The following is a 21,462-nucleotide window of genomic DNA, read 5'->3' as shown; positions in this document are numbered from 1 at the left end:
GTCTCTTCGCCCGCACAGGAGCCTGCGGCCCGGCGATTTCATCAGAGAGCGCGGCGGTTTGGGAAGTCTGGCTCCGCCCGGAAACAAACTTGTTGTCCGATGAGTAACCAGCCATTCGGATCCACATTCGACACCAACGCCGCTTTGACGTGCACGAATGTCCAGCAGACCACAGAAAGTGATTTCGCGATTACCGAAATCCGTCAAGATTCCAACCAATATGTGAGACGACCGTCCCGTCACGACGTTCGGCACCGGCTTGACCAGCCGCCTTCACGTTGGCAAGGTTTGCCGCGATCAGACGGACGTGCTGTCCGTATCTCCCCTCGAGGAGGCACCGCAGTGAGGCTCCCTCGCCTCGCCACGGCATCCGTCGTGGCCTCGACGCTTCTCGTCGCCGGTTTGGCCGGCTGCACATCGGACGACGGGGACTCCGGCGGTGACGGCGGCACCATCGTGATCGGCGCCGACCTGAACAACTCCTCCACCGTGGACGCCGCCTACGGCCGCGCGCTTCAGCTGCGCATCGACCAGGTGAACGCGTCCGGCCGACTGGGCAACCGCAAGCTGGAATTGCGCACCCAGGACAACCGGGCCGACGTCCCCACCTCGCTCCGCAACATCAGCACGTTCGCCGACGACCCGTCGGTCGCGGCGGTGGTGCTCGGCTCCTGCGACCCCTGTGCGGTGGGCGCCCCGAAGACGATCAACGACAAGAAGATCCCGACGATCGCGCTGGCCGCATCGGACGAGGTCGCTCAGCCGGCGGCCGAGCGGCCGTACGTCTTCAAGCTCGGTCCCAACTCGGCCGACAGCGCCGCGGCCATGATCGCCGAGCTGCGCCGTCTGCAGGTGCCGAACGCGGCGATCCTGCACACCGACGACTACTACGGCCGGGGCGCCGACCAGGCGCTGGAGGCCGAGCTGACCAAGGCCGGCATCCCGCTCACCGGCACCCGTTCGGTGAAACCGGCCGCCACCGACATCACCCAGGCGGTCGGCACCCTGATCGACGCCAAGCCGGCCGCCCTGCTGGTAGCGACCGGGCCGGAGCAGGCCGCTCTGGCCGCGAAGAACGCCAAGAGCGCCGGCTTCACCGGCCGGGTTTACTTCGACGCGGCCGCCGCGAGCGACATGTTCATCCCGAACGACGCGGCCGCGGCCACCAACAACGCCACCATGGTGTTCACCCAGATCCTGGCGATCGACGACGTCATCGCGACGACGCCGGCCAAGGCCGCCCGGAAGCAGTGGTTCCGCGACTACATCTCGCGGTACGGCGGCTACTCGGGGGTCGCCTCGTTCGCGGCCGACGCGGTCGATCTGATCGCCGCCGCGGTGGCCCGGGTCGGCGGCAACCGGGAGCAGATCCGGACCATCGTGGAGACGTCACAGGTCGACGGCCTCTCCGGCCCGATCCGGCTCACCCCGGCCAACCACTCCGGACTGATGCCGCAGGCGCTCACCCTGCTGGTGGCCCGGGCAGGCCGCTGGCGGCTGGCCTCCTGATCGGGAGGAAATGACCGGACGAACAAGATCGAACGATCACTCAGAGTAACTCGTCAAATCCTGCCTTAAGAATTTGGATCCGGAGTGGCGACATCGACAGGGGATTCCGTAACGTGCCCGTCATGTCATTCCGGACCTCGGCCAAACTGTTAGGGGTCACGCTCGGCGTGGCCGCGCTGGCCGGCGCGAGTCAGCTCGGGCTGGCGTACGGGTTGGGCATCGTGCGCCTGACTCGCGTGCTCGATCTCACTGCGCGTGACCAATGGACAGCCCAGTTGGCCTGGGTCGCCTGGCTGGCGATGATCGCCGCGGTGATCGGTGGCATGGCCGGCCGGCCGCACCTCCCGACGACCTCGGGACCGGGCACCCGGCTTGTCACCGCGGTCGCGGCCGGCCTCGGCGCCGCCGTCGTGGTGCCGCTGACCATGCAGCCGGCCCGCACGGCCCAGGTCGCCGGGGTGCAGCCGTCCTTCGTCATCGGCGTGTGTGCCGCGCTGGGTGCCACAGCCGGCCTCTTCGCCGCGTACGCCGCGCTGAGCCGGTCGGCGGCCCGGTTGAGCTTCCTCACCGTCGGCATCGCCACCTGGGCCATCGCGCTCCTGTCGGTGGCGCCCTCGCTGGCTCCCGGCAAGGAGCTGCCCTCGATCCGCCTCGGCGTGATCGACGCCGCGTTCCTCCCCGACGGGGTCACCCAGCGGACCGCGCTGTTCACCATGCCGCTGCTCGCCCTGATCAGCGGCATCGCGCTGGGCTGGGCGGCCCGCCGGCGCGACGCCTCCACGCTGACCATCGCGCTGGCCGGCCTGCCCGGACCGGCCCTGCTCACGGTGGCCTACCTGATCGCCGGGCCGGGCACCGGCGACGACGGCTACCAGGCCGTGCCGTACTGGGCGGCGATGACCGCAGCCGGCGCCGGCGTGCTCGGCTCGGTGCTGGCGGCCGTGCTGCGCCGCTCGCCGGACAGCGGCGACCCGCGGCCGACCCCGAACCGTCCGCCGCTGCCGAAGCGCGACCCGGAACCGGAGTCGGCGATCGCCCAGGCCGGCGCCGCGGCGACCCCGGCGCCGGTCAACCAGCCGCCCACCCAGCCGCCGGCCACCCAGCAGCCGCCCGTCGAGATGCCGCCGTTCGACGGCTTCAAGAAACAGGGCCGGGCCCAGCCGCAGCAGATCAGCCCGCCGCTGCCGCACCCGACCCCGATCGCCCCGCCGCCTCAGGTGAAGGGCCGCCGCCAGGCCGAACCGGACGGCGTCGCCGAGTGGGTCAGCGGTCTCGGCAACGGCTGATCGATGTAACGAAGTAACGCATAGACGAACATAGATGGAATGACCAGCCGGAGATGTACCGGTGAGTACATCGATTGGTGACGATGTTGTCTACGGGTCAACCCCGACCCCCTTCGACGGCATCGGAGTCCGATCATGGTTACTGACCGGCAACCCCGCACCCGCCTCGGCCGGTTCCTCGCCGGCCTAGCTCTCGTCTTCGCCGTGTCCGGCACCGGCCTGGTGGCGCCGGCCGTGGTCGCGCCGACGCACACCTCCGCCGCCCAGGCCGCGGTCTACTCGACCTGCACCATCTCCCGCTGTTCGGCGGCCCGCACGGCCCGCACCGGCTGGAGCTCGCTCGGCTGGCCGACCGCCGCGGGCTGGTACTCCTGGCCGTACGGCCAGTACAACTACACCGGCGGTACGTTCCAGAACCGCGAGGGCCAGCTCCCGGCGAACGCGAACTACAACGAGTACGACGTGTACTCGCGCGCCCGCGGCGCAGGTCGCGACGCGTACCGAATTGTCGTAAATCGCTCGACAAAGGAGACCTGGTTCACGCCGGACCACTACGTGAACTTCTACAAGCTCTGAGCGGCCGCAGGCGGGGCCTCCAGAGAAGCGGGCCCCGCCTGCACCTCCACATAGACCTTTCCGCCGGACGAGAGGAACTCGTCCGATTTGTCGCGCATCCCCTGCGCCCGCAACTCGTGCGAGATCTTCATCGAACAGAACTTGGGCCCGCACATCGAGCAGAAGTGGGCCGTCTTGGCCCCCGCGGCCGGCAGCGTCTCGTCGTGGAACGCCCGCGCGGTCCCCGGGTCCAGCGCCAGTTCGAACTGGTCCTCCCAGCGGAACTCGAACCGAGCCTTGGACAGCGCGTCGTCCCAGTCCTGCGCTCCCGGATGCCCCTTGGCCAGGTCGGCCGCGTGCGCCGCGATCTTGTAGGCGATCATCCCGGCCTTGACGTCGTCTCGGTTGGGCAGCCCGAGGTGCTCCTTGGGCGTGACATAGCAGAGCATCGCGGTGCCGAACATCCCGATCATCGCCGCCCCGATGGCCGACGTGATGTGGTCGTAGGCCGGCGCGATGTCGGTGGTGAGCGGCCCGAGCGTGTAGAACGGTGCCCCGCCGCACAGCTCGACCTGCAGGTCGACGTTCTCCTTGATCTTGTGCATCGGCACGTGGCCCGGCCCCTCGACCATGACCTGCACGTCGTGCTCCCAGGCCAGGTGGGTCAGCTCGCCGAGGGTGCGCAGCTCGGCGAACTGCGCCTCGTCGTTCGCGTCCGCGATGGACCCCGGCCGCAGCCCGTCACCGAGCGAGAACGTGATGTCGTACTCCGCGAAGATCCGGCACAGCTCCTCGTAGTTCGTGTAGAGGAAGTTCTCCTGGTGATGGGCCAGGCACCAGGCCGCCATGATCGAGCCGCCGCGCGAGACGATGCCGGTGACCCGCTCGGCCGCCAGCGGCACGTGCGGCAGCAGCACCCCGGCGTGCACGGTCATGTAGTCGACGCCCTGTTCGGCCTGCTCGATGACGGTGTCCCGGAACAGTTCCCAGGTCAGCTTGATCGGGTCGCCGTTGACCTTTTCCAGAGCCTGATAGATCGGCACCGTTCCGATCGGCACCGGCGAATTCCGGATGATCGCCTCCCGGGTCTGGTGGATCCTCGGCCCGGTCGACAGGTCCATCACGGTGTCCGCGCCCCACCGGGTGGCCCAGGTCAGCTTCTCCACCTCCTCGGCGACCGACGACGTCACGGCCGAGGTGCCGATGTTCGCGTTGACCTTCACGAGGAACCGCGCCCCGATCACCATCGGCTCCGATTCCGGATGGTTCCGATTGGCCGGCAGCACGGCCCGCCCGGCGGCGATCTCGTCCCGCACGAATTCCGGGGACACTCCCTCCCGGATCGCGGCGAACTCCATTTCCGGTGTGACAACCCCGGACCGGGCAAACCCCAATTGGGTACGCCCATGGCTCCATCCCGAACGCAATGGCGGCAACCCGACCTCCGGGTCACTGCCCGGTCCCGACGTGTCGTACAACCGCACCGAGGACTCGTCGCTCAACCCGATCTCGGTGAACGGCACCCGCAGCTCGGGGCGCGCGCCCTCGACGTACACCTTCCGCCTCATCTTTTCCTCCCCAAATCGGCACTAATCGGACGGGCGACGGCAGCACGAATCCCCGGACCGGGCCGAGCGCGACACCGTCAGACGAAGTGATTCAGCGGACCGGGCCCGGCGCCCAGCCGCCACGAACGACCGCCGGCCAGCGCGGCGGTCACGTACTTCTTGGCGGCGAGCACGGCCGAGGGCACGTCGTCACCGAGCGCCAGCCGCACCGCCACCGCCGAGGAGAAGGTGCACCCCGACCCGTGATTGTTGAGGGTTTTCACCGGTTCACCGCGCAGCACCGACGTCTCCCCGTCGTAATGCAGCACGTCCATCGCGAGCTCGCTGCCGGTCACCACCACCGCACGCGGCCCGCCGGCGGCGAGCCGCACGGCCGCCGCGATCATTTCCTCGGCCGTCTCGCACGGGCTTTCCGTGAGGGCGGCGGCTTCGTGCCGATTCGGCGTGACAACACAGGGGTACGCGAGGAGCGGTGCCACGGAAGCAGCCGCGGCGAGCCGCGCCCCCGAGGTGGCCACCAGCACCGGGTCGACAACCAGGTTCGGCAGCCGCGCCGCACGATCGAGCAGCAGTTCGGCGACGGCCCGATCCCCGATCATGCCGACCTTCACGGCCGCCACCGAGAAGTCGGCCAGCACCGCGTCCAGCTGCGCCGCGACGACATCCACCGGCACCGGATGAATAGCGGTGACCCCGAGCGTGTTCTGCGCGGTGACGGCGGTGATGACGGACGTCCCATAGGCACCGAGCGCGGCAAACGTCTTGAGATCGGCCTGAATCCCCGCGCCCCCACCGGAATCCGACCCGGCAATGGTCAACACGACCGGCGGCGTCACCGGCGGCCTCCCGGTCCGGTCGGGCCGCGGCGGTGGGCCGCGGGCGGTGGTGCCGGGCGGACGGCTCCGACCGGGCGGGCGGAACCGCCGGGCCGCGCCGATCCCGAGGCGCCGGCCGCTATCGCCGCGGCCGTCGGCCGGACGTCGTGGTCCTGGGAGATCTCCCGGGTGGGCAGGTCGCCGGATCCGCCGGCAGCGCGGGCCGAACGGGCCGCGCCGAAGGCCGACGCGAGCGTTCGGGTCAGGCCCTCCGGATCCTCGGCCCGCATGATCGCGCCCATCACGGCGATCCCGTGTGCCCCGGCCGCGGCGCAGGCCGCGGCCCGCGACGGCGAGTCGATCCCGCCCAGGGCCAGCCACGGCACGTCGCCCGCCAGCAGGGCCGCGCCGGTCGGGCCGAGCGCCGGCCCGTGCCCGGGCTTGCTCGACGTCGCGAAGATCGGCGACAGCGTCACATAGTCCTCGATGGACAGACCGGGCAGGTCGTGCCGGGAGCGGCCGATCAGCGACACCCCGGCCGCCGGCAGCGGATCCGCCTCGGCCAGATGCACCGCGTCCGCGCCGAGCGGGTCCGGCCCGGCCACGATCAGCCGGCCGGGCGGCAACAGGTCACGCAGGGCCAAGGCGAGCGCCCTTCGCTCGGCGTACGGCAGATCGCGTTCCCGCAGAATGACCCACGCGGCGCCGCCGCGGACCGCCCGCGCGACCACCCGGGTGAGCGGGCCGGCGGCGAGCCGGCGGTCGGTGAGCAGCACCAGACCGCTCGGCGTCACCATCGCGCCAGCCCGTCGTCCGAGGTGGACGCGACCGCGTGAAAACGGCGCGGTATCCGCCCCGACTCGTGGGCGAGCCGCCCACCGGCGACCGCGTGCCGCATCGCCGCCGCCATCCCGGCCGGGTCGTCGGCCCGGGTGATCGCGCTCGCGATGAGCACTGCGTCGCAGCCCAACTCCATGGCGAGCGCCGCGTCCGAAGCCGTACCGATCCCCGCGTCGAGAATCACCGGGATCTCCACCGACTGCCGGATGAGCCGGATGTGGTGCGGATTGGAGATGCCCAGGCCGGAACCGATCGGCGAGCCGGCCGGCATCACCGCGGCGCACCCGACATCGGCGAGACGGCGAGCCAGGATCGGGTCGTCGGTGGTGTACGGCAGCACGGTGAACCCGTCCGTCACCAGTTTCTCGGCCGCCGCGAGCAGCTCGACCCCGTCCGGCAGCAGGGTCCGCTCGTCACCGATCACCTCCAGCTTGATCAGGTCGGTCTCGAACGCGTCCCGGGCCAGGTGAGCCGTCTTGATCGCATCGCCGGCCGTGTAGCAGCCGGCCGTGTTCGGCAGCACCCGCACGCCGAGCCGGTCGAGCATCGGCAGCAATCCCGGCCCGGCCGCGTCGACCCGGCGAAGCGCCACGGTGACCAGCTCGGTGCCGGAGGCGCGGATCGCTTCCTCCAGCGCGCTGAGGCTGTTCGCCCCGCCGGTGCCGAGGATGAGGCGACTCTCTCCGAAGAACATCGTCATCCCCCCTGCGCCGCGGTCAGCACCTCGACCGCGTCGCCGTCCGCGAGCCGGGCATCGTCCCAGGTGCTGCGGGGGACGACGGTCCCGTTGACCGCCACCGCCACCCCGCGGCGGGCCTCGGTGAGCCGTTCGACGAGAGCCGCCACGGACAGCCCGTCCCCGCTTTCGAGATGCTCCCGTCCGTTGACCGTCAACCGCATCAGAACCTCCCCGGAGCGAAGTGATCGAGCAGCGGATCCGCGACCCCGTCCAGCACCAGACCGGCGATCAGGTCGGCGGTGATCGGCGCGAGCAGCACCCCGTTGCGGTGGTGTCCGGCCGCCACGATCACCCGGCCGTCGTCGCCGAGCCGGCCGAGCAGCGGCGCGTTGTCCGGCGTGCCCGGTCGATGGCCCACGGTGGTCTCGACCAACGAGCATTCGGCCAGGTCGGGCACGAGTTCGAGGGCGGCCCGCAGCAGGTCGTGGACGCCGCCGGCGGTGACCGTCCGATCGGTGCGCTCCTCCTGGGTGGCACCGACCACGATCTCGCCGTCCCGTCTCGGCACCAGGTAGACATGCCGGCCGTCGACAGCCGCGTCGAGCACGTGCCGCAGCAGCCCCGGTTCCCCGCGCAGCCGCAACACCTGGCCCTTGACCGGCCGCACCGGCAGCCCGGTCAGGGCGGCCGTCCCGCAGCCGGCCGCGACGATCACGGTCGCCGCGTCCACCTCGGACAGCTCGTCGATCCGCTTGTGCACGATGCGCCCGGCCAGCCGCTCGCGCAGGGCCGCCACCACCCGGCGCGGATCCACCTGCCGCTCGGCCGCCGCGTACACGCCCGCCCGCACCCGCGGCGACAGCGCCGGTTCCCGTTCCCGCAGCTCGGACGGCCGCAGCAGCGGCAGTTTCTGCCGGGTCCAGACCCGGGCGGCGTCGGCCAGATCGTCCGCGGTCATCGCCAGACTGAGCGTCCCCGCATCGTCATAGCCGACGTCCACCCCCAGCTCGGCAGCGAACGAAGGCCAGCGCTCGTTCGACAACTCCAGAAGCCGAGCCAGGTACGGCTCCTCGTAAGCGGCTTCGCCACCGGGCGCGAGCATCCCGGCCGCAACGAACCAGGCGCCCGGCTCACCGTCGTCGAGCACGACGACGTCGGCACCACCGCGCAGCAACCGCCAGGCGATCGAGAGCCCGATGATCCCGCCACCGACGACCGCGACCGCCCCACCGCGAGTCACGCCGCACCTCCGGCCGCAACGCCGTCGCGGAAAGCGAGCACGCGCAAAAATTCGATGGTTGCCGCGGCCGGGTCGGCGGCGATCGCCGAGATCGCGGCGACCCCGTATCCCGGCAGACCGGCGGCGATCCGGGCCGCGGTGATCCCGGCGATCGCGATAACCGGAATGCCCGGCACCGCAGCGACCACGGCCGCGAGCCCGCCCGGCCCGATCGGTGGAGGCAACCCGATCTTGGTGGAGGTCGCGAACACCGGCCCCACGCCCAGGTAGGTGGCGCCGTCGGCCACCGCCGCCCGCGCCGAGTCCGGGTCCCGACAGGTCGCGCCGAGAATCGCGGCCGGCCCGAGCACCCGCCGCGCCGCCGCCACCGGGAGGTCCTCGGCGCCCACGTGCACGCCGTCCGCCCCGGCCGCTAGGGCCACCCCGACCCGGTCGTCGACCAGGCACAACGCCCCGGCTGACCGGCACAGCGCAAGCGCCGCGACGGTCAATTGATAAGCGTCCCGATCACCCGTCTTGACCCGGACCTGAATGGCGACCGGCCCGTGCCCGACCGCCCCGCGAACCACGTCGAGCGAGTCGGTGATGATGTGCAGCCGAGGAAACACAACAAACGCTCCTCCCTGCGCCGGCATGATCCGGATCAGGTTCGACGGTCGGGGGCTGCATCGGCCCCCCTCTCAGCCCGGTGCACCGGACTCCCGTGGGGTTTTGTCTTTCGCCTCGGACCATAACCGTCCGCGGGCGAGTCGCGCTACCTAACGTCCCAGACCGGCTCCGGAGTCTCGACCACCTCGTTGTCGCCCTGGAACAGCACGAAGCGGTCGAAGGAGCGGGTGAACCAGCGGTCGTGGGTGACCGCCATCACCGTCCCCTCGAACTGCCGCAGGCCCTCTTCCAGCGCTTCCGCCGACGCCAGGTCCAAGTTGTCCGTCGGCTCGTCCAGCAGCAGAAGAGTCGCACCGGACAGCTCGAGCATCAGCACCAGGAACCGCGCCTGCTGCCCGCCGGAGAGCGTGCCGAACCGCTGGTCACCCTGCCCGGCCAGCTCGTACCGGTTGAGCGCCTTCATCGCCCCGGCCCGATCCATCCCGGACCGGTGGTCGTCGCCCCGCCAGAGGATCTCGACGAGCGTGCGGTCCACCAGCTCGGGCCGGTCGTGGGTCTGCGAGAAGTGCCCCGGACGCACCCGGGCGCCGAGCCGGGCCACCCCGTCGTGCGCCACGTAGGCGAGCGGCGCGCCGTCGACCGGCTTGTTCTCCGCCTCGGGATCGCTGCCACCGGCCGCGAGCAGGCGCAGGAAGTGCGACTTGCCGGTGCCGTTGGCGCCCAGCACCGCGACCCGATCGCCGTACCAGATCTCCAGGTCGAACGGGAAGGTGAGGTTTTCCAGTTCGAGCTGCTCGCAGATCACCGCCCGCTTGCCGGTGCGGCCGCCGCGCAGGTTCATCCGCAGCGACTGCTCCTTGGGCGGCAGCGGCGGCGGCCCGGCCTCCTCGAACCGTCGCAGTCGGGTCTGCGCCGACTGATATCGAGAGGCCATATCGGAGTTGTAGGCGGCCTTCTGCTTGTACATGAACATCAGCTCGCGCAGCTTCTGATGCTCCTCGTCCCAGCGCCGGCGATTTTCCTCGAGCTTCTCGTGCCGGTTCACCCGGGCCTCGTGCCACGAGGCGAAGCCGCCCGGATGGGTCCAGGCGCTGCCGCCCTCGACCGCCACCACCCGGCTCGCGGTCTGGGCCAGCAACTCCCGGTCGTGCGAGACGAACAGCACCGATTTCGGCGACTCCCGCAGCCGCTGTTCGAGCCAGCGTTTGCCCGGCACGTCGAGGAAGTTGTCCGGCTCGTCGAGCAGCAGCACCTCGTCACGCCCGCGCAGCAGCAGGTCGAGCGCGAACCGTTTCTGCTGGCCGCCGGAGAGTGTCCGGACCGGACGGTGCCGCACCTTTTCCCATGGCCGGTCGAGGATCGCCACGGCCACGGTGTCGAACAGCACCTCGACGTCGTAACCGCCGACCTCGCCCCAGACCGCGAGGGCATTGGCGTAGGCGAGCTGGCTGCGCTCGCTCTCGTCGAGGGCCGCGGCGGCCGCGGCGAGCCGCTCGCCGGCCGCCCACAGGGGCGGTTCGACCAGGGAAAGAGCAAGATCTTCCAGGGTACGGTCGTCGCCGATCATGCCGATGAACTGGCGCATCACGCCCAGCCCGCCGGACCGCGCGATGCTCCCGGTCTGGGTCGGCAGATCGCCGGCCACCAGTCGCAGCAGCGTGGTCTTGCCGGCCCCGTTCGGCCCGACCAGCGCAACCTTGGCACCCTCACCGACCCGGAACGACACGTCGGCGAACAGCTCCCGGCCGTCGGGCAGCACAAATCCGGCCCCGGCGACGTCCACATAACCCATGGGGAGGCATTCTTCCGTTCGCGGGCGCTGCGGTCAGCCGGTTTTCCGCCGCACCCGCAGCACGCGATAGGCCTTCTGGCTGGCCATCCGCTCGACTCCCCAGCCGAGGCCGACGAGCCAGGTGTGCAGCGAGTCACCGCCGAGGTGCCGGTTGATCACCAGCCAGGCCACCCCGTCCGGGGCGAGCCGGGGCAGCCAGCGCTCGAGCAGCGCGTGCAACTCGGCCTTGCCGACGTGCGTCGGCGGGTTGCTCCAGATCTGATCGAAGACAACTTCCGCGGGTACGTCGTCGGGCGCGGCCACCCGCACCCGGTCGGTCAGGCCGAGCCGTTTCGCGTTCTCCTCGGTCAGTTCCCGGGCCCGCGAGTTCACGTCGACCGCCCACACCGTCGCCTGCGGTGACTCGGTGGCCAGCACGCTCGCGATCGGCCCGTAGCCGCAGCCCAGGTCGAGGAACACGCCGGTGGTAGCGGCGTCCGGGAGCCCGCCCTTGCGCAGCAGCACGGCGGTGCCGGGGTCGAGCCGGCCGGCCGAGAAGACACCGGACGCCACGACCAGGGTGTAGTCGCGGCCCGCGGCGTTGAACGCGATCTCTCCACGCTCGGCCGGCGCGGACGGTTCGGCAGTGAAGTAATGCTCGGCGGTCACCTCGCCAGTTTGCCGCCGCCACAACGGGTCACGGCCACCGGGGTGCCGCACAACCAGTGCGTTCATCGATCACCATGCGCTCCTAGCGTTAAATGCATGCTGTACGGGACCCCTCCCCGCTACGAACACCGCTCGGCCGCTCGCGGCGGTCTCGCCCTGTTCGTCCGTGGCATGGGCGGCATGGGGACCGGCCAGCACCGGCCCGCGCCGCGCACCGGGCGGCGGCCACGCCGGCGGGCGCAGCGCGAGCCGGAACGCACCGCGCAGTTCCTGGTCCGCGGGCTGGCCGCGCTCATCCTGCTGGGCCTGGTGGCGATGACCGCGTTCTTCGCGCTCGCCGGCGGACGCCGGCCCGGCATCGAGGCGGCGACCGACCCCTATCAGGCCGGTCTGCTCGCCTCCCGATCGGTGGACACCGCACCGCTCACGGTCGAGGAGGTCTTCCCCGATCAACGCGAGGTGCTGCCGCCCGCGGCCCGGCCCTACCGGATCAGCCTGACCCACACCGACGCCGACTGCCGTACGGCCACCACCGGCGAACTGGGCGCGCTGCTGGTCGCGCACGGGTGCAGCCAGGTGGTCCGGGCCGGGCTGACCGCGCCGTACGCCGGCTACGAGGTGACCGCCGGCCTGTTCAACCTGGCCGACGCGGGCGGGGCCGGGAACGTGGACGAGCAACTCCGGCAGATGGTGGAGACCGGCGACGGCAACTTCGCGACGCTGCCGGCCGCCCGTACCGATCCGGACGCGCTGCCGACCTCGCAGGTGGGCTGGCGGACCCGCGGGCACTACCTGCTCTACTGCGTGATCACCCGTTCCGACGGGACGCTGGTGACCAGCGACGACCCGGTGGCCGTTCAGATCACCGGCGACCTGGTCGACGCCTACCTGGGCACCACGGTCCTGGGCCGGCGGGCGGCCAGCGCCTAGGCGCGCAGTCGCCGGGTGGCGTCGGCGCGGGCCGCGTATTCGGCCTCGGCCGGGTAACCGACCGCGACCAGGGTGAGCCCGTGCGCCGGGGCCACGGTCACCTCGCTGGACCGTTCCCGCAGCGTGAGCAGTTTCGCGGGCCAGTCCGGTTCGCGCCGCCCGTCGCCCACCGTCAGCATCGCCCCGACCAGGCTGCGCACCATGGCCTGGCAGAACGCGTCGGCCTGCACGGTGGCCACGCAGACCCCGTCCGGTTCCCGCCGCCAGTCCAGCCGGTTGATCGCCCGGATCGTGGTGGCGTGCTCCTTGCGCTTGCAGAACGCGGCGTAGTCGTGCTCCCCCACCAGCCCGGCCGCGGCCGCGTTGAGCCGGTCCAGGTCCAGGGGACGCACCCAGCCGAGGGTGTCGTGCCGGCGCAGCGGCTCCGGTCCCCAGGTGGTGTCCGAGACCCGGTACTCGTAGCGCCGGAAGGTCGCCGAGAACCGGGCGTCGAAGGTGTCCGGCACCGGGGTGATCACGCGAACCCGGGCGTCCGGCGGCATCAGGGCGGCGAGCCGCCGCAGCAGCGATGCTTCCAGCTCGGTCCAGGCCTCGGCCGGCAGGTCGATGTGGCACACCTGACCGGTCGCATGCACGCCGGCGTCGGTCCGGCCGGCCACCGTGAGGCCCAGCGGAGTTTCCACGCCGACCAGCCGCTTCAGGGCCTCCACCAGCACGCCGGCCACCGTGCGCCGGCCCGGCTGCGCGGCCCACCCCGAGAACTCGGCTCCGTCGTAGGAGACGTCGAGTCGCAGGCGGATGGATTCCTTCACGCGAAACTCCCGTTCTCGGCCGCGACCGACGACGGCGCCGGGGCGGTCGAGGCGGCACTGTCCCGGGTCCGTACTCATGAAAAGAGCGCCCGGCACCAAGGGTGCCGGGCGCTCTGAAGGCAGATCAGGCCTTGTTGTCGTTGTCCTGGTCCTCGGCGCCCTTGTCACCGGAAGCGTTCTCCGGTGCCTCGGCGTCCTGGTCCGGCTCGGCCTCAGCCGCGGGGGCGGCGGCCGCGGGGGCCTCGTCCTCGCGAGCCAGGGCCTCGACCTTGTCCTGCTGCGCCGCGGCCTTGCGCGCCGCCTTCTTGGCGGGCGCGGTGGTGGCCACGACCTCGAGCTCCTCGACCAGCTCGATGACGGCCATCGGAGCGGCGTCACCCTTGCGCGGGCCGGTCTTGGTGATCCGGGTGTAGCCACCCGGCCGGTTGCCGTACCGCGGAGCGATCTGCTCGAACAGGGCGTACACGACGTCCTTGTCCTTCACGACGGTCAGCACCCGGCGACGGGCGTGCAGGTCGCCGCGCTTGGCCTTCGTGATGAGCTGCTCAGCCAGCGGACGGAGCCGCTTGGCCTTCGTCTCGGTGGTCTTGATCTTCCCGTGCCGGAAGAGCTCGGTGGCCAGGTTGGCCAGGATGAGCTTCTCGTGCGACGGGCTGCCGCCGAGGCGGGGACCCTTGGTGGGCGTGGGCATTTCGGATGCTCCTTGTGGATGGCGCGGCGCCAGAGCTTACAGCTGCTCGGTCTCGCGGTAGTCGTCGGTGTCGTAGTCCACGTCGCCGAACGAATCCACGACGTGCGCCGGGTCGAAGGACGGCGCGCTGTCCTTGAGTCCCAGGCCCATTCCGGCGAGCTTCATCTTGACCTCGTCGATGGACTTCTGGCCGAAGTTCCGGATGTCCAGAAGGTCGGCCTCCGTACGCCCTATCAACTCGCCCACGCTATTGATGCCCTCGCGCTTGAGGCAGTTGTACGACCGGACGGTGAGGTCCAGCTCCTCGATCGGCAGGGCCAGGTCGGCAGCGAGCTGCGCGTCCTGCGGGGACGGGCCGATGTCGATGCCCTCGGCGGTCTCGTCCAGCTCGCGGCAGAGACCGAACAGCTCGACCAGGGTCGAACCGGCCGACGCCAGCGCGGTGCGGGGCGAGATGGACGCCTTCGACTCGACGTCGATGATCAGGCGGTCGAAGTCGGTGCGCTGCTCGACACGGGTCGCCTCGACGCGGTAGGTCACCTTCATGACCGGCGAGTAGATCGAGTCGACCGGGATGCGGCCGATCTCAGCGCCGGTGTTCTTGTTCTGCGCCGCCGTGACGTAGCCACGGCCCCGCTCGACGGTGAGCTCCATGTCGAGCCGGCCCTTGCTGTTGAGCGTGGCCAGCTTCAGGTCGGGGTTGTGCACGGACACACCGGCCGGGGGCTGGATGTCACCGGCGGTGACGTCGCCCGGGCCCTGCTTGCGCAGGTACATGCTGACCGGCTCGTCGTGCTCGGAGCTGACGGTGAGCTCCTTGACGTTCATGACGAGCTCGACCACGTCCTCCTTGACACCGGGGATCGTGGTGAACTCGTGCAGCACGCCGTCGATCTTGATGCTGGTGACCGCCGCGCCCGGGATGGACGACAGCAGGGTCCGCCGCAGCGAGTTACCGAGGGTGTAGCCGAAGCCCGGCTCCAGAGGCTCGATGGTGAACCGGGAGCGGGTCTCCGAGAGCGACTCCTCCGAGAGGGTCGGCCGCTGGCTGATGAGCACGCGTTTCTTCTTTCTGTCAGGCCACCCACTATTTGATGGCCGTCTCAAGTTTTTGGGATGCCGGCCCGGTGAAGGGCCGGCATCCCAAAGAGCCTTACTTGGAGTAAAGCTCGACGATCAGCTGCTCCTGGACCTGCGTGTCGATGACAGCGCGGGCCGGGAGCGAGTGCACCAGAATCTTGAACTCACTCGGGATCGGCTCGAGCCAAGCCGGCACCGTCCGGGACCCGGCCTGAGCCTGGGCGACGACGAAGGGAGTCATCTCCTTCGACTTCTCCCGGGTCGTGACGATGTCGTGCTCCTTGACGCGGTAGGACGGGATGTCCACCTTGACGCCGTTGACCAGGAAGTGGCCGTGCTTGACCAGCTGCCGGGCCATGTCCCGGGACTGCGCGAGGCCGGCCCGGTAGACGACGTTGTCGAGACGCGACTCGAGGATCTGCAGCAGCACCTCACCGGTCTTGCCGGGCTTGGTGACAGCCTCCTCGTAGTAACCGCGGAACTGCTTCTCGAGCACGCCGTAGACGCGGCGGGCCTTCTGCTTCTCGCGGTGCTGGAGCAGGTATTCGGTCTCCTTGGTCCGACCACGGCCGTGCTGGCCGGGCGGGAAGGGACGCGACTCGAACGGGCACTTCGGCCCGTCGCACTTGCTGCCCTTGAGGAACAGCTTCATCTTCTCGCGGCGGCAGCGCTTGCAGTCCGCACCTGTGTAACGAGCCATTGCTTCTGTCTCTCCCTCAGACCCGACGACGCTTCGGCGGACGGCAACCGTTGTGCGGCTGCGGCGTGACGTCGGAGATCTGCCCGACCTCGAGGCCGGCGGCCTGCAGCGAACGAATCGCGGTCTCCCGGCCGGAGCCGGGGCCCTTGACGAACACGTCGACCTTGCGCATGCCGTGCTCCATCGCCCGGCGAGCGGCGGCCTCGGCGGCCAGCTGCGCGGCGAACGGGGTCGACTTGCGAGAGCCCTTGAAGCCCACCTGGCCGGACGAGGCCCAGGAGATGACCGCACCGGTCGGGTCGGTGATCGACACGATGGTGTTGTTGAAGGTGCTCTTGATGTGCGCCTGCCCGTGGGCGACGTTCTTGCGTTCCTTGCGCCGGACCTTCTTTACTGCGGCCCCTGCGCGTGCCTTCGGTGGCATAAGTCAGTGCGCTCCTATTACTTCCGACCGGGCTTCTTCTTACCGGCAACCGTGCGCTTCGGGCCCTTGCGCGTACGCGCGTTGGTCCGGGTGCGCTGACCCCGCACGGGGAGACCCCGGCGGTGGCGGATGCCGGCGTAGCAGCCGATCTCCACCTTGCGGCGGATGTCCGCGGCGACCTCGCGGCGAAGGTCACCTTCAACCTTGAAATTGCCCTCGATGTACTCCCGGAGCTGTACCAGCTCCTCGTCCGTGAGGTCCTTGGCGCGCTTGTTCAGGTCAATAGCCGTTGCGGTCAATGCCTCAACGGAACGGGTGCGACCGATCCCGTAGATGTAGGTGAGCGCGATCTCCATCCGCTTTTCGCGAGGCAGATCGACGCCGACGAGTCGAGCCATAAGTGGGCGTACTCCTCAGAATCGTTCGGAGGTCTGTGCCCCTCCCACCCCGCCTGCCCGGGCGGGCCCTGGCCTCCGACCAGGGGTACAGCCGCCTTTACGACGGCCGGGACGAGCTTTGTTCAGTGCCGGATCTGGCAGCCGGGACTAACCCTGGCGCTGCTTGTGGCGCGCGTCGGTCTTGCAGATGACCATGACGCGCCCGTGCCGCCGGATGACCCGGCAGTTGTTGCAGATCCGCTTGACGCTCGGCTTGACCTTCACGGTTTGCCTTAACTCTCAGAACGGACGGGACTCCCCGCCCTAGCTACTTGTAGCGGTAGACAATGCGCCCACGGGTCAGGTCGTAGGGCGAAAGCTCCACGACGACCCGGTCCTCGGGAAGGATGCGGATGTAGTGCTGCCGCATCTTGCCGGAGATGTGAGCCAGCACCTTGTGACCATTCGCGAGCTCCACGCGGAACATGGCGTTCGGCAGGGGCTCGATCACTCGGCCCTCGATCTCGATAGCTCCGTCTTTCTTTGGCATGTCCTCCGCTACCTGACACTGGGGTTCGGGGCTAGCATGCAGCGCCATACCCGAGACACACTCAGTTACGAGAACCGAATCAGCTCGGACCAGCCGCGGCACCCGCTGCCCTCGAAGCGCTGAAGACATGCGGGAGTGGACGCTGCGCGCCAGCTAGCCAGTGTACGCGCGCCGCATCTGCCACGCCAAACCGAGGTGTCCCTAACCCGGGGTCGGGTGTGTCGAGGGGGTCAAAACCCGACAAAGACGCCGTTACTGCTCGGGAAGACGGGGCTTCGGGGCTAGATCACCGCGACGGGTCGCCTCCGCGATGAACGCCTTGCGCTGATCCTTCGTCGGGTTGGGCGGCAGCTCCCCCGCCGCGATCGCCTGCCGGTAGACCCTCTTGCGCTCCTGCCGGTGCTCGCGCAGCAACTGCCGGTGCGCCTCCGCCGCGGCGTGCTTGCGCGGCTCGCCCTGGATTAAGCCGGACACCGTGCGTAACAGCGCCAGCACCCCCCACGGCGCGAGAATCCAGACCGGCCAGTAGGACGACGCGTCGCTGTCGGTCGAGAAGAATGAACCGGCCGCCCAGATCAACGTGAAGAACGCGGCCGCCCGCAGGTAAGGGCCCCAGACGTGGGCGAGCCAGCTGCGGGTGGCACTCTCCGCCGGCACCGCCACCGCCTGCGGCGGGGCCGGAACGACCGGTGCGGCGTTCGGCAGGTCGGTCAGCAAGCGGTCGAGGTCGCCATAGGTCCTTGCCGCGTACGCCCGCTGCAGGCGCTCGTCGTACTCGCCCAGATCGAGCCAGCCCTCCTCGAGCGCCGACTTCAACTGGTCCGCGACCAGCTGCCGATCCGCGTCGGCGGCCCGCATCTGCTCCCGGCTCATGTCACCCATGGTGCGTTCCCGCGTCAACGCTTCCGGTTCCGGTTCCGGTCCCGGTTCCGGTCCCGGTCCCGGCCACCGGTTCCACCGCCGCCGAAGGCCTGGCCGGTGACGCCGAGAATCAGCGGGATCAGCATCCAGACCGGCCAGAAGTAGGTCAGGTGGCCGGCGCTCACGCTGGTGATCAGCCAGATCAGAGTGCAGACCAGAATGACGCCGGCGTACGGACCGGCCCATTGAGCGATCTGACGGCCCGGCGAGTGCGGAGGTGACACCGGTGCACCCGCCGGGGTCGCGGCAGCGGCAGGCTGGATTTGAGAGTGCTGCACGGGCACCGTGCCGGGCAGGTCGGAAAGCAGACCGTCCAGATCGGCGAAGGTCTTGGCCGCGTACGTCCGCTGGAGTCGCTCGTCGTACTCACTCAGGTCCAGGCGGCCCTCGTCGAGTGCCGTCTTCAGCTGATCGGAAACCGCTTTGCGGTCACCGTCGCCGGCCCGCATGTCCTCCCGCCCCATGCGTCCCAGCATGCCCGATGGGCACCAGGACCGGTAGGTCAGGTCAGCGCGGGCCGGATCAGGGCTGGCGTGCGGTGACCAGGTCGCCCAGCCGGGCGCGGCCACCATCGACCGCGGTGGTCACCCAGACCCCGTCGTCGAGCAGGCACATGGTGTGCTCGACGTGCGCCGCGAAGGAGCCGTCCCGGGTCACCACGGTCCAGCCGTCGGAGAGCTCGTGCGTCCGCGGCGAACCCATCGTGATCATCGGCTCGATGGCCAGGCACAGTCCGGGCTCCAGGCGCGGGCCCTTGCCGGGCTTGCCGTGGTTGAGCACGTGCGGGTCCTGGTGCATCTCCGTGCCGATGCCGTGGCCGCCGTAACCGTCGACGATGCCGTATCGGCCGGCCTTGCGGACCGTCTTCTCCACGTTGAACGAGATGTCGGTGAGCCGGCCCCGGCCGTTCGCGGCACCGCGCGCCGCGGCGGCGATGCCCGCCCACATGGCGTCCTCGGCGACCACGGCCATCTTCAGCAGCGCCGGATCGGTCTCGCCGACGCCGACCGTGATGGCCGAGTCGCCGTGCCAGCCCTCCAGGATCGCGCCGCAGTCCAGCGAGATCAGGTCACCTTCGGCGAGGATCTGGCCGGTGCCCGGGATGCCGTGGACGACCTGCTCGTTGACCGAGGCACAGATCGAGGCCGGGAAACCGTGGTAGCCCTTGAACGACGGGATCGCCCCGGCGTCTCGGATGATCTTTTCGGCGATGGCGTCGAGGTCGGCCGTCGAGACACCGGGCGCCACCGCGTCCCGCATGGCGTCCAGCGCGGCGGCGACGACCAGGCCGGCGCCGCGCATCTTCTCGATCTGCTCGGGGGTCTTCAGCTGAATATCCAGCTGCGGGCGACGCACGTCAGCCCCCGTAGGACCGCAGGGCGTCGATGGCGCGCACCGTGACGTCCTCGACCGGCCCGGTCGCGTCGATACCGACCAGCTTGCCCTGTGCGCCGAAGAAGTCGACCAGCGGCGCGGTCTTCTCGGCGTACTCCACCAGGCGGTTGCCGATCGTCTCGGCCTTGTCGTCGTCGCGCTGGAACAGCTCGGAGCCGCACCGGTCGCAGATGTTGTCCTTGCTGGTCGGGTCGAACTCGACGTGCCAGATCTTGCCGCAACCACGGCAGGTCCGGCGGCCCGAGAGCCGCCGGATCACCTCGTCGTCGTCGACCACGAGCTCCATCACCAGGTCCAGTGCGGTGCCGAGGTCGGCCAGCAGCTTGTCCAGCGCCGACGCCTGCGGCACCGTGCGCGGGAAACCGTCGAGCAGGAAGCCGTCACCGGCGTCCGGCTCGGCCAGCCGGTCCCGGACCATGTTGATGGTCACCTCGTCCGGAACCAGCTGCCCAGCGTCCATGTACCGCTTGGCCTCCACGCCCAACGGCGTGCCCTGCGAGACGTTCGCCCGGAAGATGTCTCCGGTCGAGATCTTCGGTACGGCCAGGTGCGCGGCGATGAACTCAGCCTGGGTCCCCTTGCCGGCCCCCGGAGGGCCCACCAGCACCAGCCGCACCTACATCGCCTCGCTTAGGTGAGTTGAGATCCTCGACGCATGAGCCCCCCGGCTCCGCATCGCCACTACCGGAGGAACCCTTCATAGTTGCGCTGCATCAGCTGGCTCTCGATCTGCTTCACCGTCTCCAGACCCACACCAACCATGATCAGCACTGCCGTACCACCGAACGGGAAGTTCTGGTACTGCTGCTGATTGAGCCAGATGAAGAAGAAGTTCGGCAGAACCGAGATCACGGCGAGGTAGAGCGCCCCCGCGAGGGTGATTCGGCTGAGGATGAAGTCCAGGTAGTCGGCGGTCGGCTTGCCCGGACGGATACCCGGTACGAAACCACCGTACTTCTTCATGTTGTCCGCGACCTCGGTCGGGTTGAACGTGATCGAGACGTAGAAGTACGTGAAGAAGATGATCAGGAAGAAGTAGACGCCGATGTAGAGCATGCTCGTCGGGTCGGCAAGCCACTTCTGGATCCAGATCTGGTAGCCCTTGAGGTTGTTCTGGTCGAAGAACTGCAGGTACAGCTGCGGCAGGTAGAGCAGCGACGAACCGAAGATGACCGGGACGACACCGGCCTGGTTGACCTTGAGGGGGATGTAGGTCGACGTGCCGCCGTACATCCGGCGGCCGATCATGCGCTTCGCGTACTGGACGGGGATCCGGCGCTGGGCCTGCTCGATGAAGACCACGAGGCAGATGATGACCAGAACAAGACCGATGACGAGCAAGAACTTGCCGACGCCGCTGGTTTCCTTGATCGTCCAGCCCTCACCGGGGAGGCGAGCCGCGATCGAGGTGAAGATCAGAACCGACATGCCGTTGCCGACGCCGCGGTCGGTGATCAGCTCACCGAGCCACATCACCACGCCGGTGCCGGCAGTCATGGTCAGTACCAGGATGCTGAGCGTGAGCCACATCGGCAGCCCGGTGTTCTCCGGGACGATCTGCATCGAGGGGTCGCTCTGGTCGCAGGCGTTGCCGAACAGCTGACCGGTACGCGCAAGCGCGACGAACGCAGAGGACTGCAGGATCGCCAGGCCGAGCGTCAGGTACCGGGTGTACTGCGTGATCTTCGCCTGGCCGGACTGGCCCTCCTTGCGGAGCTGTTCGAGGCGGGGGATCACGACGGTGAGCAGCTGCAGGATGATCGACGCGGTGATGTACGGCATGATGCCGAGCGCGAAGACCGACAGGTGCAGGAGCGCGCCGCCGGAGAACAGATTCAGCAGGTTCAGCACACCGCCGCCGGCATCGGCGTCGCTCACAGCTTTCAGGCACGTCTGCACGTTGGTGTAGGACACACCTGGGCTGGGCAAGGTGGCACCTAGCCGGTACAGAGCGATGATCGCAACTGTGAACAGCAGTTTCTTGCGCAGGTCAGGCGTCCGGAACGCACTGGTAAAGGCGGAGAGCAACTTCTTCCTCCTG

At 69.7% G+C, this 21,462-nt stretch carries 25 protein-coding genes, 1 pseudogene and 1 riboswitch; of the genes and pseudogenes, 4 read left to right on the top strand and 22 right to left on the bottom strand.

Translation table 11 applies throughout. The features are described 5' to 3' along the window. The first annotated feature begins 342 nt into the window (after nt 1–342). The 3 genes from Ato02nite_RS22365 to Ato02nite_RS22355 all read left to right on the top strand — a co-directional run bounded on the left by Ato02nite_RS22365 (nt 343) and on the right by Ato02nite_RS22355 (nt 3,371). Nucleotides 343–1,509: an ABC transporter substrate-binding protein gene (locus Ato02nite_RS22365; protein WP_213008538.1), complete on the top strand. Its 1,167-nt coding sequence runs from the start codon at nt 343–345 to the stop codon at nt 1,507–1,509. Nucleotides 1,510–1,631: 122 nt separating this feature from the next. Beyond that, on the top strand, nt 1,632–2,795 hold the full coding sequence (locus Ato02nite_RS22360; RefSeq protein ID WP_213008537.1) for a hypothetical protein: 1,164 nt from the start codon (nt 1,632–1,634) through the stop codon (nt 2,793–2,795). A gap of 135 nt (nt 2,796–2,930) precedes the next feature. After that, nucleotides 2,931–3,371 (top strand): ribonuclease domain-containing protein, encoded by a 441-nt coding sequence (locus Ato02nite_RS22355; protein WP_213008536.1) that lies wholly within the window; start codon nt 2,931–2,933, stop codon nt 3,369–3,371. Here Ato02nite_RS22355 and thiC read toward each other — a convergent pair. The 9 genes and pseudogenes from thiC to Ato02nite_RS22310 form a co-directional block, all read right to left on the bottom strand. After that, nucleotides 3,359–4,918, bottom strand: coding sequence for a phosphomethylpyrimidine synthase ThiC (gene thiC, locus Ato02nite_RS22350; protein WP_213008535.1), 1,560 nt, complete (start codon nt 4,916–4,918; stop codon nt 3,359–3,361). The genes Ato02nite_RS22355 and thiC overlap by 13 nt on opposite strands. Nucleotides 4,919–4,995: 77 nt before the next feature. Further along, complete coding sequence (gene thiD / locus Ato02nite_RS22345) at nt 4,996–5,754, bottom strand: bifunctional hydroxymethylpyrimidine kinase/phosphomethylpyrimidine kinase (RefSeq protein WP_213008534.1); 759 nt, start codon at nt 5,752–5,754, stop codon at nt 4,996–4,998. Nucleotides 5,755–5,954: 200 nt separating this feature from the next. Beyond that, nucleotides 5,955–6,530, bottom strand: a pseudogene (locus tag Ato02nite_RS22340) (thiamine phosphate synthase); the annotation flags it as partial. Beyond that, the gene (locus Ato02nite_RS22335; RefSeq protein ID WP_213008532.1) at nt 6,524–7,273 is read right to left on the bottom strand and encodes a thiazole synthase; all 750 of its coding nucleotides are present in this window, start codon (nt 7,271–7,273) and stop codon (nt 6,524–6,526) included. The gene Ato02nite_RS22335 and the pseudogene Ato02nite_RS22340, both read right to left, overlap by 7 nt. Beyond that, nucleotides 7,270–7,473: a sulfur carrier protein ThiS gene (thiS, locus tag Ato02nite_RS22330; RefSeq protein WP_203803080.1), complete on the bottom strand. Its 204-nt coding sequence runs from the start codon at nt 7,471–7,473 to the stop codon at nt 7,270–7,272. The genes Ato02nite_RS22335 and thiS overlap by 4 nt, the downstream gene beginning before the upstream one ends. Next, nucleotides 7,473–8,492, bottom strand: a complete 1,020-nt coding sequence (thiO, locus tag Ato02nite_RS22325; RefSeq protein ID WP_213008531.1) for a glycine oxidase ThiO — start codon at nt 8,490–8,492, stop codon at nt 7,473–7,475. The genes thiS and thiO overlap by 1 nt, the downstream gene beginning before the upstream one ends. Beyond that, nucleotides 8,489–9,127, bottom strand: a complete 639-nt coding sequence (locus Ato02nite_RS22320) for a thiamine phosphate synthase (protein ID WP_213008530.1) — start codon at nt 9,125–9,127, stop codon at nt 8,489–8,491. The genes thiO and Ato02nite_RS22320 overlap by 4 nt, the downstream gene beginning before the upstream one ends. After that, nucleotides 9,096–9,207, bottom strand: a riboswitch (TPP riboswitch). (Overlaps the previous gene by 32 nt.) 39 nt (nt 9,208–9,246) lie before the next feature. Continuing rightward, complete coding sequence (locus tag Ato02nite_RS22315; protein ID WP_213008529.1) at nt 9,247–10,893, bottom strand: ABC-F family ATP-binding cassette domain-containing protein; 1,647 nt, start codon at nt 10,891–10,893, stop codon at nt 9,247–9,249. A gap of 33 nt (nt 10,894–10,926) precedes the next feature. Beyond that, nucleotides 10,927–11,541: a class I SAM-dependent methyltransferase gene (locus Ato02nite_RS22310; protein ID WP_213008692.1), complete on the bottom strand. Its 615-nt coding sequence runs from the start codon at nt 11,539–11,541 to the stop codon at nt 10,927–10,929. Between the two features lie 96 nt (nt 11,542–11,637). On the opposite strand from Ato02nite_RS22310, the gene Ato02nite_RS22305 reads away from it, so the two are divergent. After that, a complete protein-coding gene (locus Ato02nite_RS22305) occupies nt 11,638–12,471 on the top strand; it encodes a hypothetical protein (protein WP_213008528.1) in 834 nt (277 codons plus the stop codon). Here Ato02nite_RS22305 and truA read toward each other — a convergent pair. From truA to secY, 13 genes are all read right to left on the bottom strand, one after another. Beyond that, nucleotides 12,468–13,283 carry a tRNA pseudouridine(38-40) synthase TruA gene (truA, locus tag Ato02nite_RS22300; RefSeq protein WP_213008527.1) on the bottom strand — a complete coding sequence of 272 codons (816 nt, stop codon included), beginning with the start codon at nt 13,281–13,283 and terminating at the stop codon, nt 12,468–12,470. The genes Ato02nite_RS22305 and truA overlap by 4 nt on opposite strands. A 124-nt stretch (nt 13,284–13,407) precedes the next feature. Then, complete coding sequence (rplQ, locus tag Ato02nite_RS22295) at nt 13,408–13,974, bottom strand: 50S ribosomal protein L17 (RefSeq protein WP_213008526.1); 567 nt, start codon at nt 13,972–13,974, stop codon at nt 13,408–13,410. 36 nt (nt 13,975–14,010) lie between these two features. Next, nucleotides 14,011–15,033, bottom strand: coding sequence for a DNA-directed RNA polymerase subunit alpha (locus Ato02nite_RS22290; protein ID WP_020513615.1), 1,023 nt, complete (start codon nt 15,031–15,033; stop codon nt 14,011–14,013). Nucleotides 15,034–15,127: 94 nt separating this feature from the next. Next, on the bottom strand, nt 15,128–15,754 hold the full coding sequence (rpsD, locus tag Ato02nite_RS22285) for a 30S ribosomal protein S4 (protein WP_203803112.1): 627 nt from the start codon (nt 15,752–15,754) through the stop codon (nt 15,128–15,130). 16 nt (nt 15,755–15,770) lie between these two features. Next, nucleotides 15,771–16,178 (bottom strand): 30S ribosomal protein S11, encoded by a 408-nt coding sequence (gene rpsK, locus Ato02nite_RS22280; protein WP_014440747.1) that lies wholly within the window; start codon nt 16,176–16,178, stop codon nt 15,771–15,773. Between the two features lie 17 nt (nt 16,179–16,195). Further along, nucleotides 16,196–16,576 carry a 30S ribosomal protein S13 gene (gene rpsM, locus Ato02nite_RS22275; RefSeq protein WP_203816565.1) on the bottom strand — a complete coding sequence of 127 codons (381 nt, stop codon included), beginning with the start codon at nt 16,574–16,576 and terminating at the stop codon, nt 16,196–16,198. Between the two features lie 147 nt (nt 16,577–16,723). Further along, complete coding sequence (gene rpmJ, locus Ato02nite_RS22270; RefSeq protein WP_015619018.1) at nt 16,724–16,840, bottom strand: 50S ribosomal protein L36; 117 nt, start codon at nt 16,838–16,840, stop codon at nt 16,724–16,726. Between the two features lie 43 nt (nt 16,841–16,883). Next, nucleotides 16,884–17,105, bottom strand: coding sequence for a translation initiation factor IF-1 (gene infA / locus Ato02nite_RS22265; RefSeq protein WP_007073013.1), 222 nt, complete (start codon nt 17,103–17,105; stop codon nt 16,884–16,886). Between the two features lie 252 nt (nt 17,106–17,357). Next, entirely contained in the window at nt 17,358–17,978 is a 621-nt protein-coding gene (locus Ato02nite_RS22260) for a DUF1707 SHOCT-like domain-containing protein (RefSeq protein ID WP_246607306.1), read from the bottom strand. Nucleotides 17,979–18,001: 23 nt separating this feature from the next. After that, entirely contained in the window at nt 18,002–18,490 is a 489-nt protein-coding gene (locus Ato02nite_RS22255; RefSeq protein ID WP_246607305.1) for a DUF1707 SHOCT-like domain-containing protein, read from the bottom strand. Nucleotides 18,491–18,548: 58 nt separating this feature from the next. Next, nucleotides 18,549–19,382: a type I methionyl aminopeptidase gene (map, locus tag Ato02nite_RS22250; protein WP_213008525.1), complete on the bottom strand. Its 834-nt coding sequence runs from the start codon at nt 19,380–19,382 to the stop codon at nt 18,549–18,551. Nucleotide 19,383: 1 nt separating this feature from the next. Beyond that, a complete protein-coding gene (locus tag Ato02nite_RS22245) occupies nt 19,384–20,037 on the bottom strand; it encodes an adenylate kinase (protein WP_213008524.1) in 654 nt (217 codons plus the stop codon). A 65-nt stretch (nt 20,038–20,102) separates the two neighbouring features. Beyond that, nucleotides 20,103–21,449 (bottom strand): preprotein translocase subunit SecY, encoded by a 1,347-nt coding sequence (secY, locus tag Ato02nite_RS22240; RefSeq protein WP_203803129.1) that lies wholly within the window; start codon nt 21,447–21,449, stop codon nt 20,103–20,105. Nucleotides 21,450–21,462: the final 13 nt, after the last annotated feature.

This window comes from Paractinoplanes toevensis (assembly GCF_018332695.1).
Lineage (GTDB): Bacteria > Actinomycetota > Actinomycetes > Mycobacteriales > Micromonosporaceae > Actinoplanes > Actinoplanes toevensis.
The sequence above is the reverse complement of the archived record's forward strand: the minus strand, read 5'-3'. Positions and strand labels throughout refer to the sequence as shown.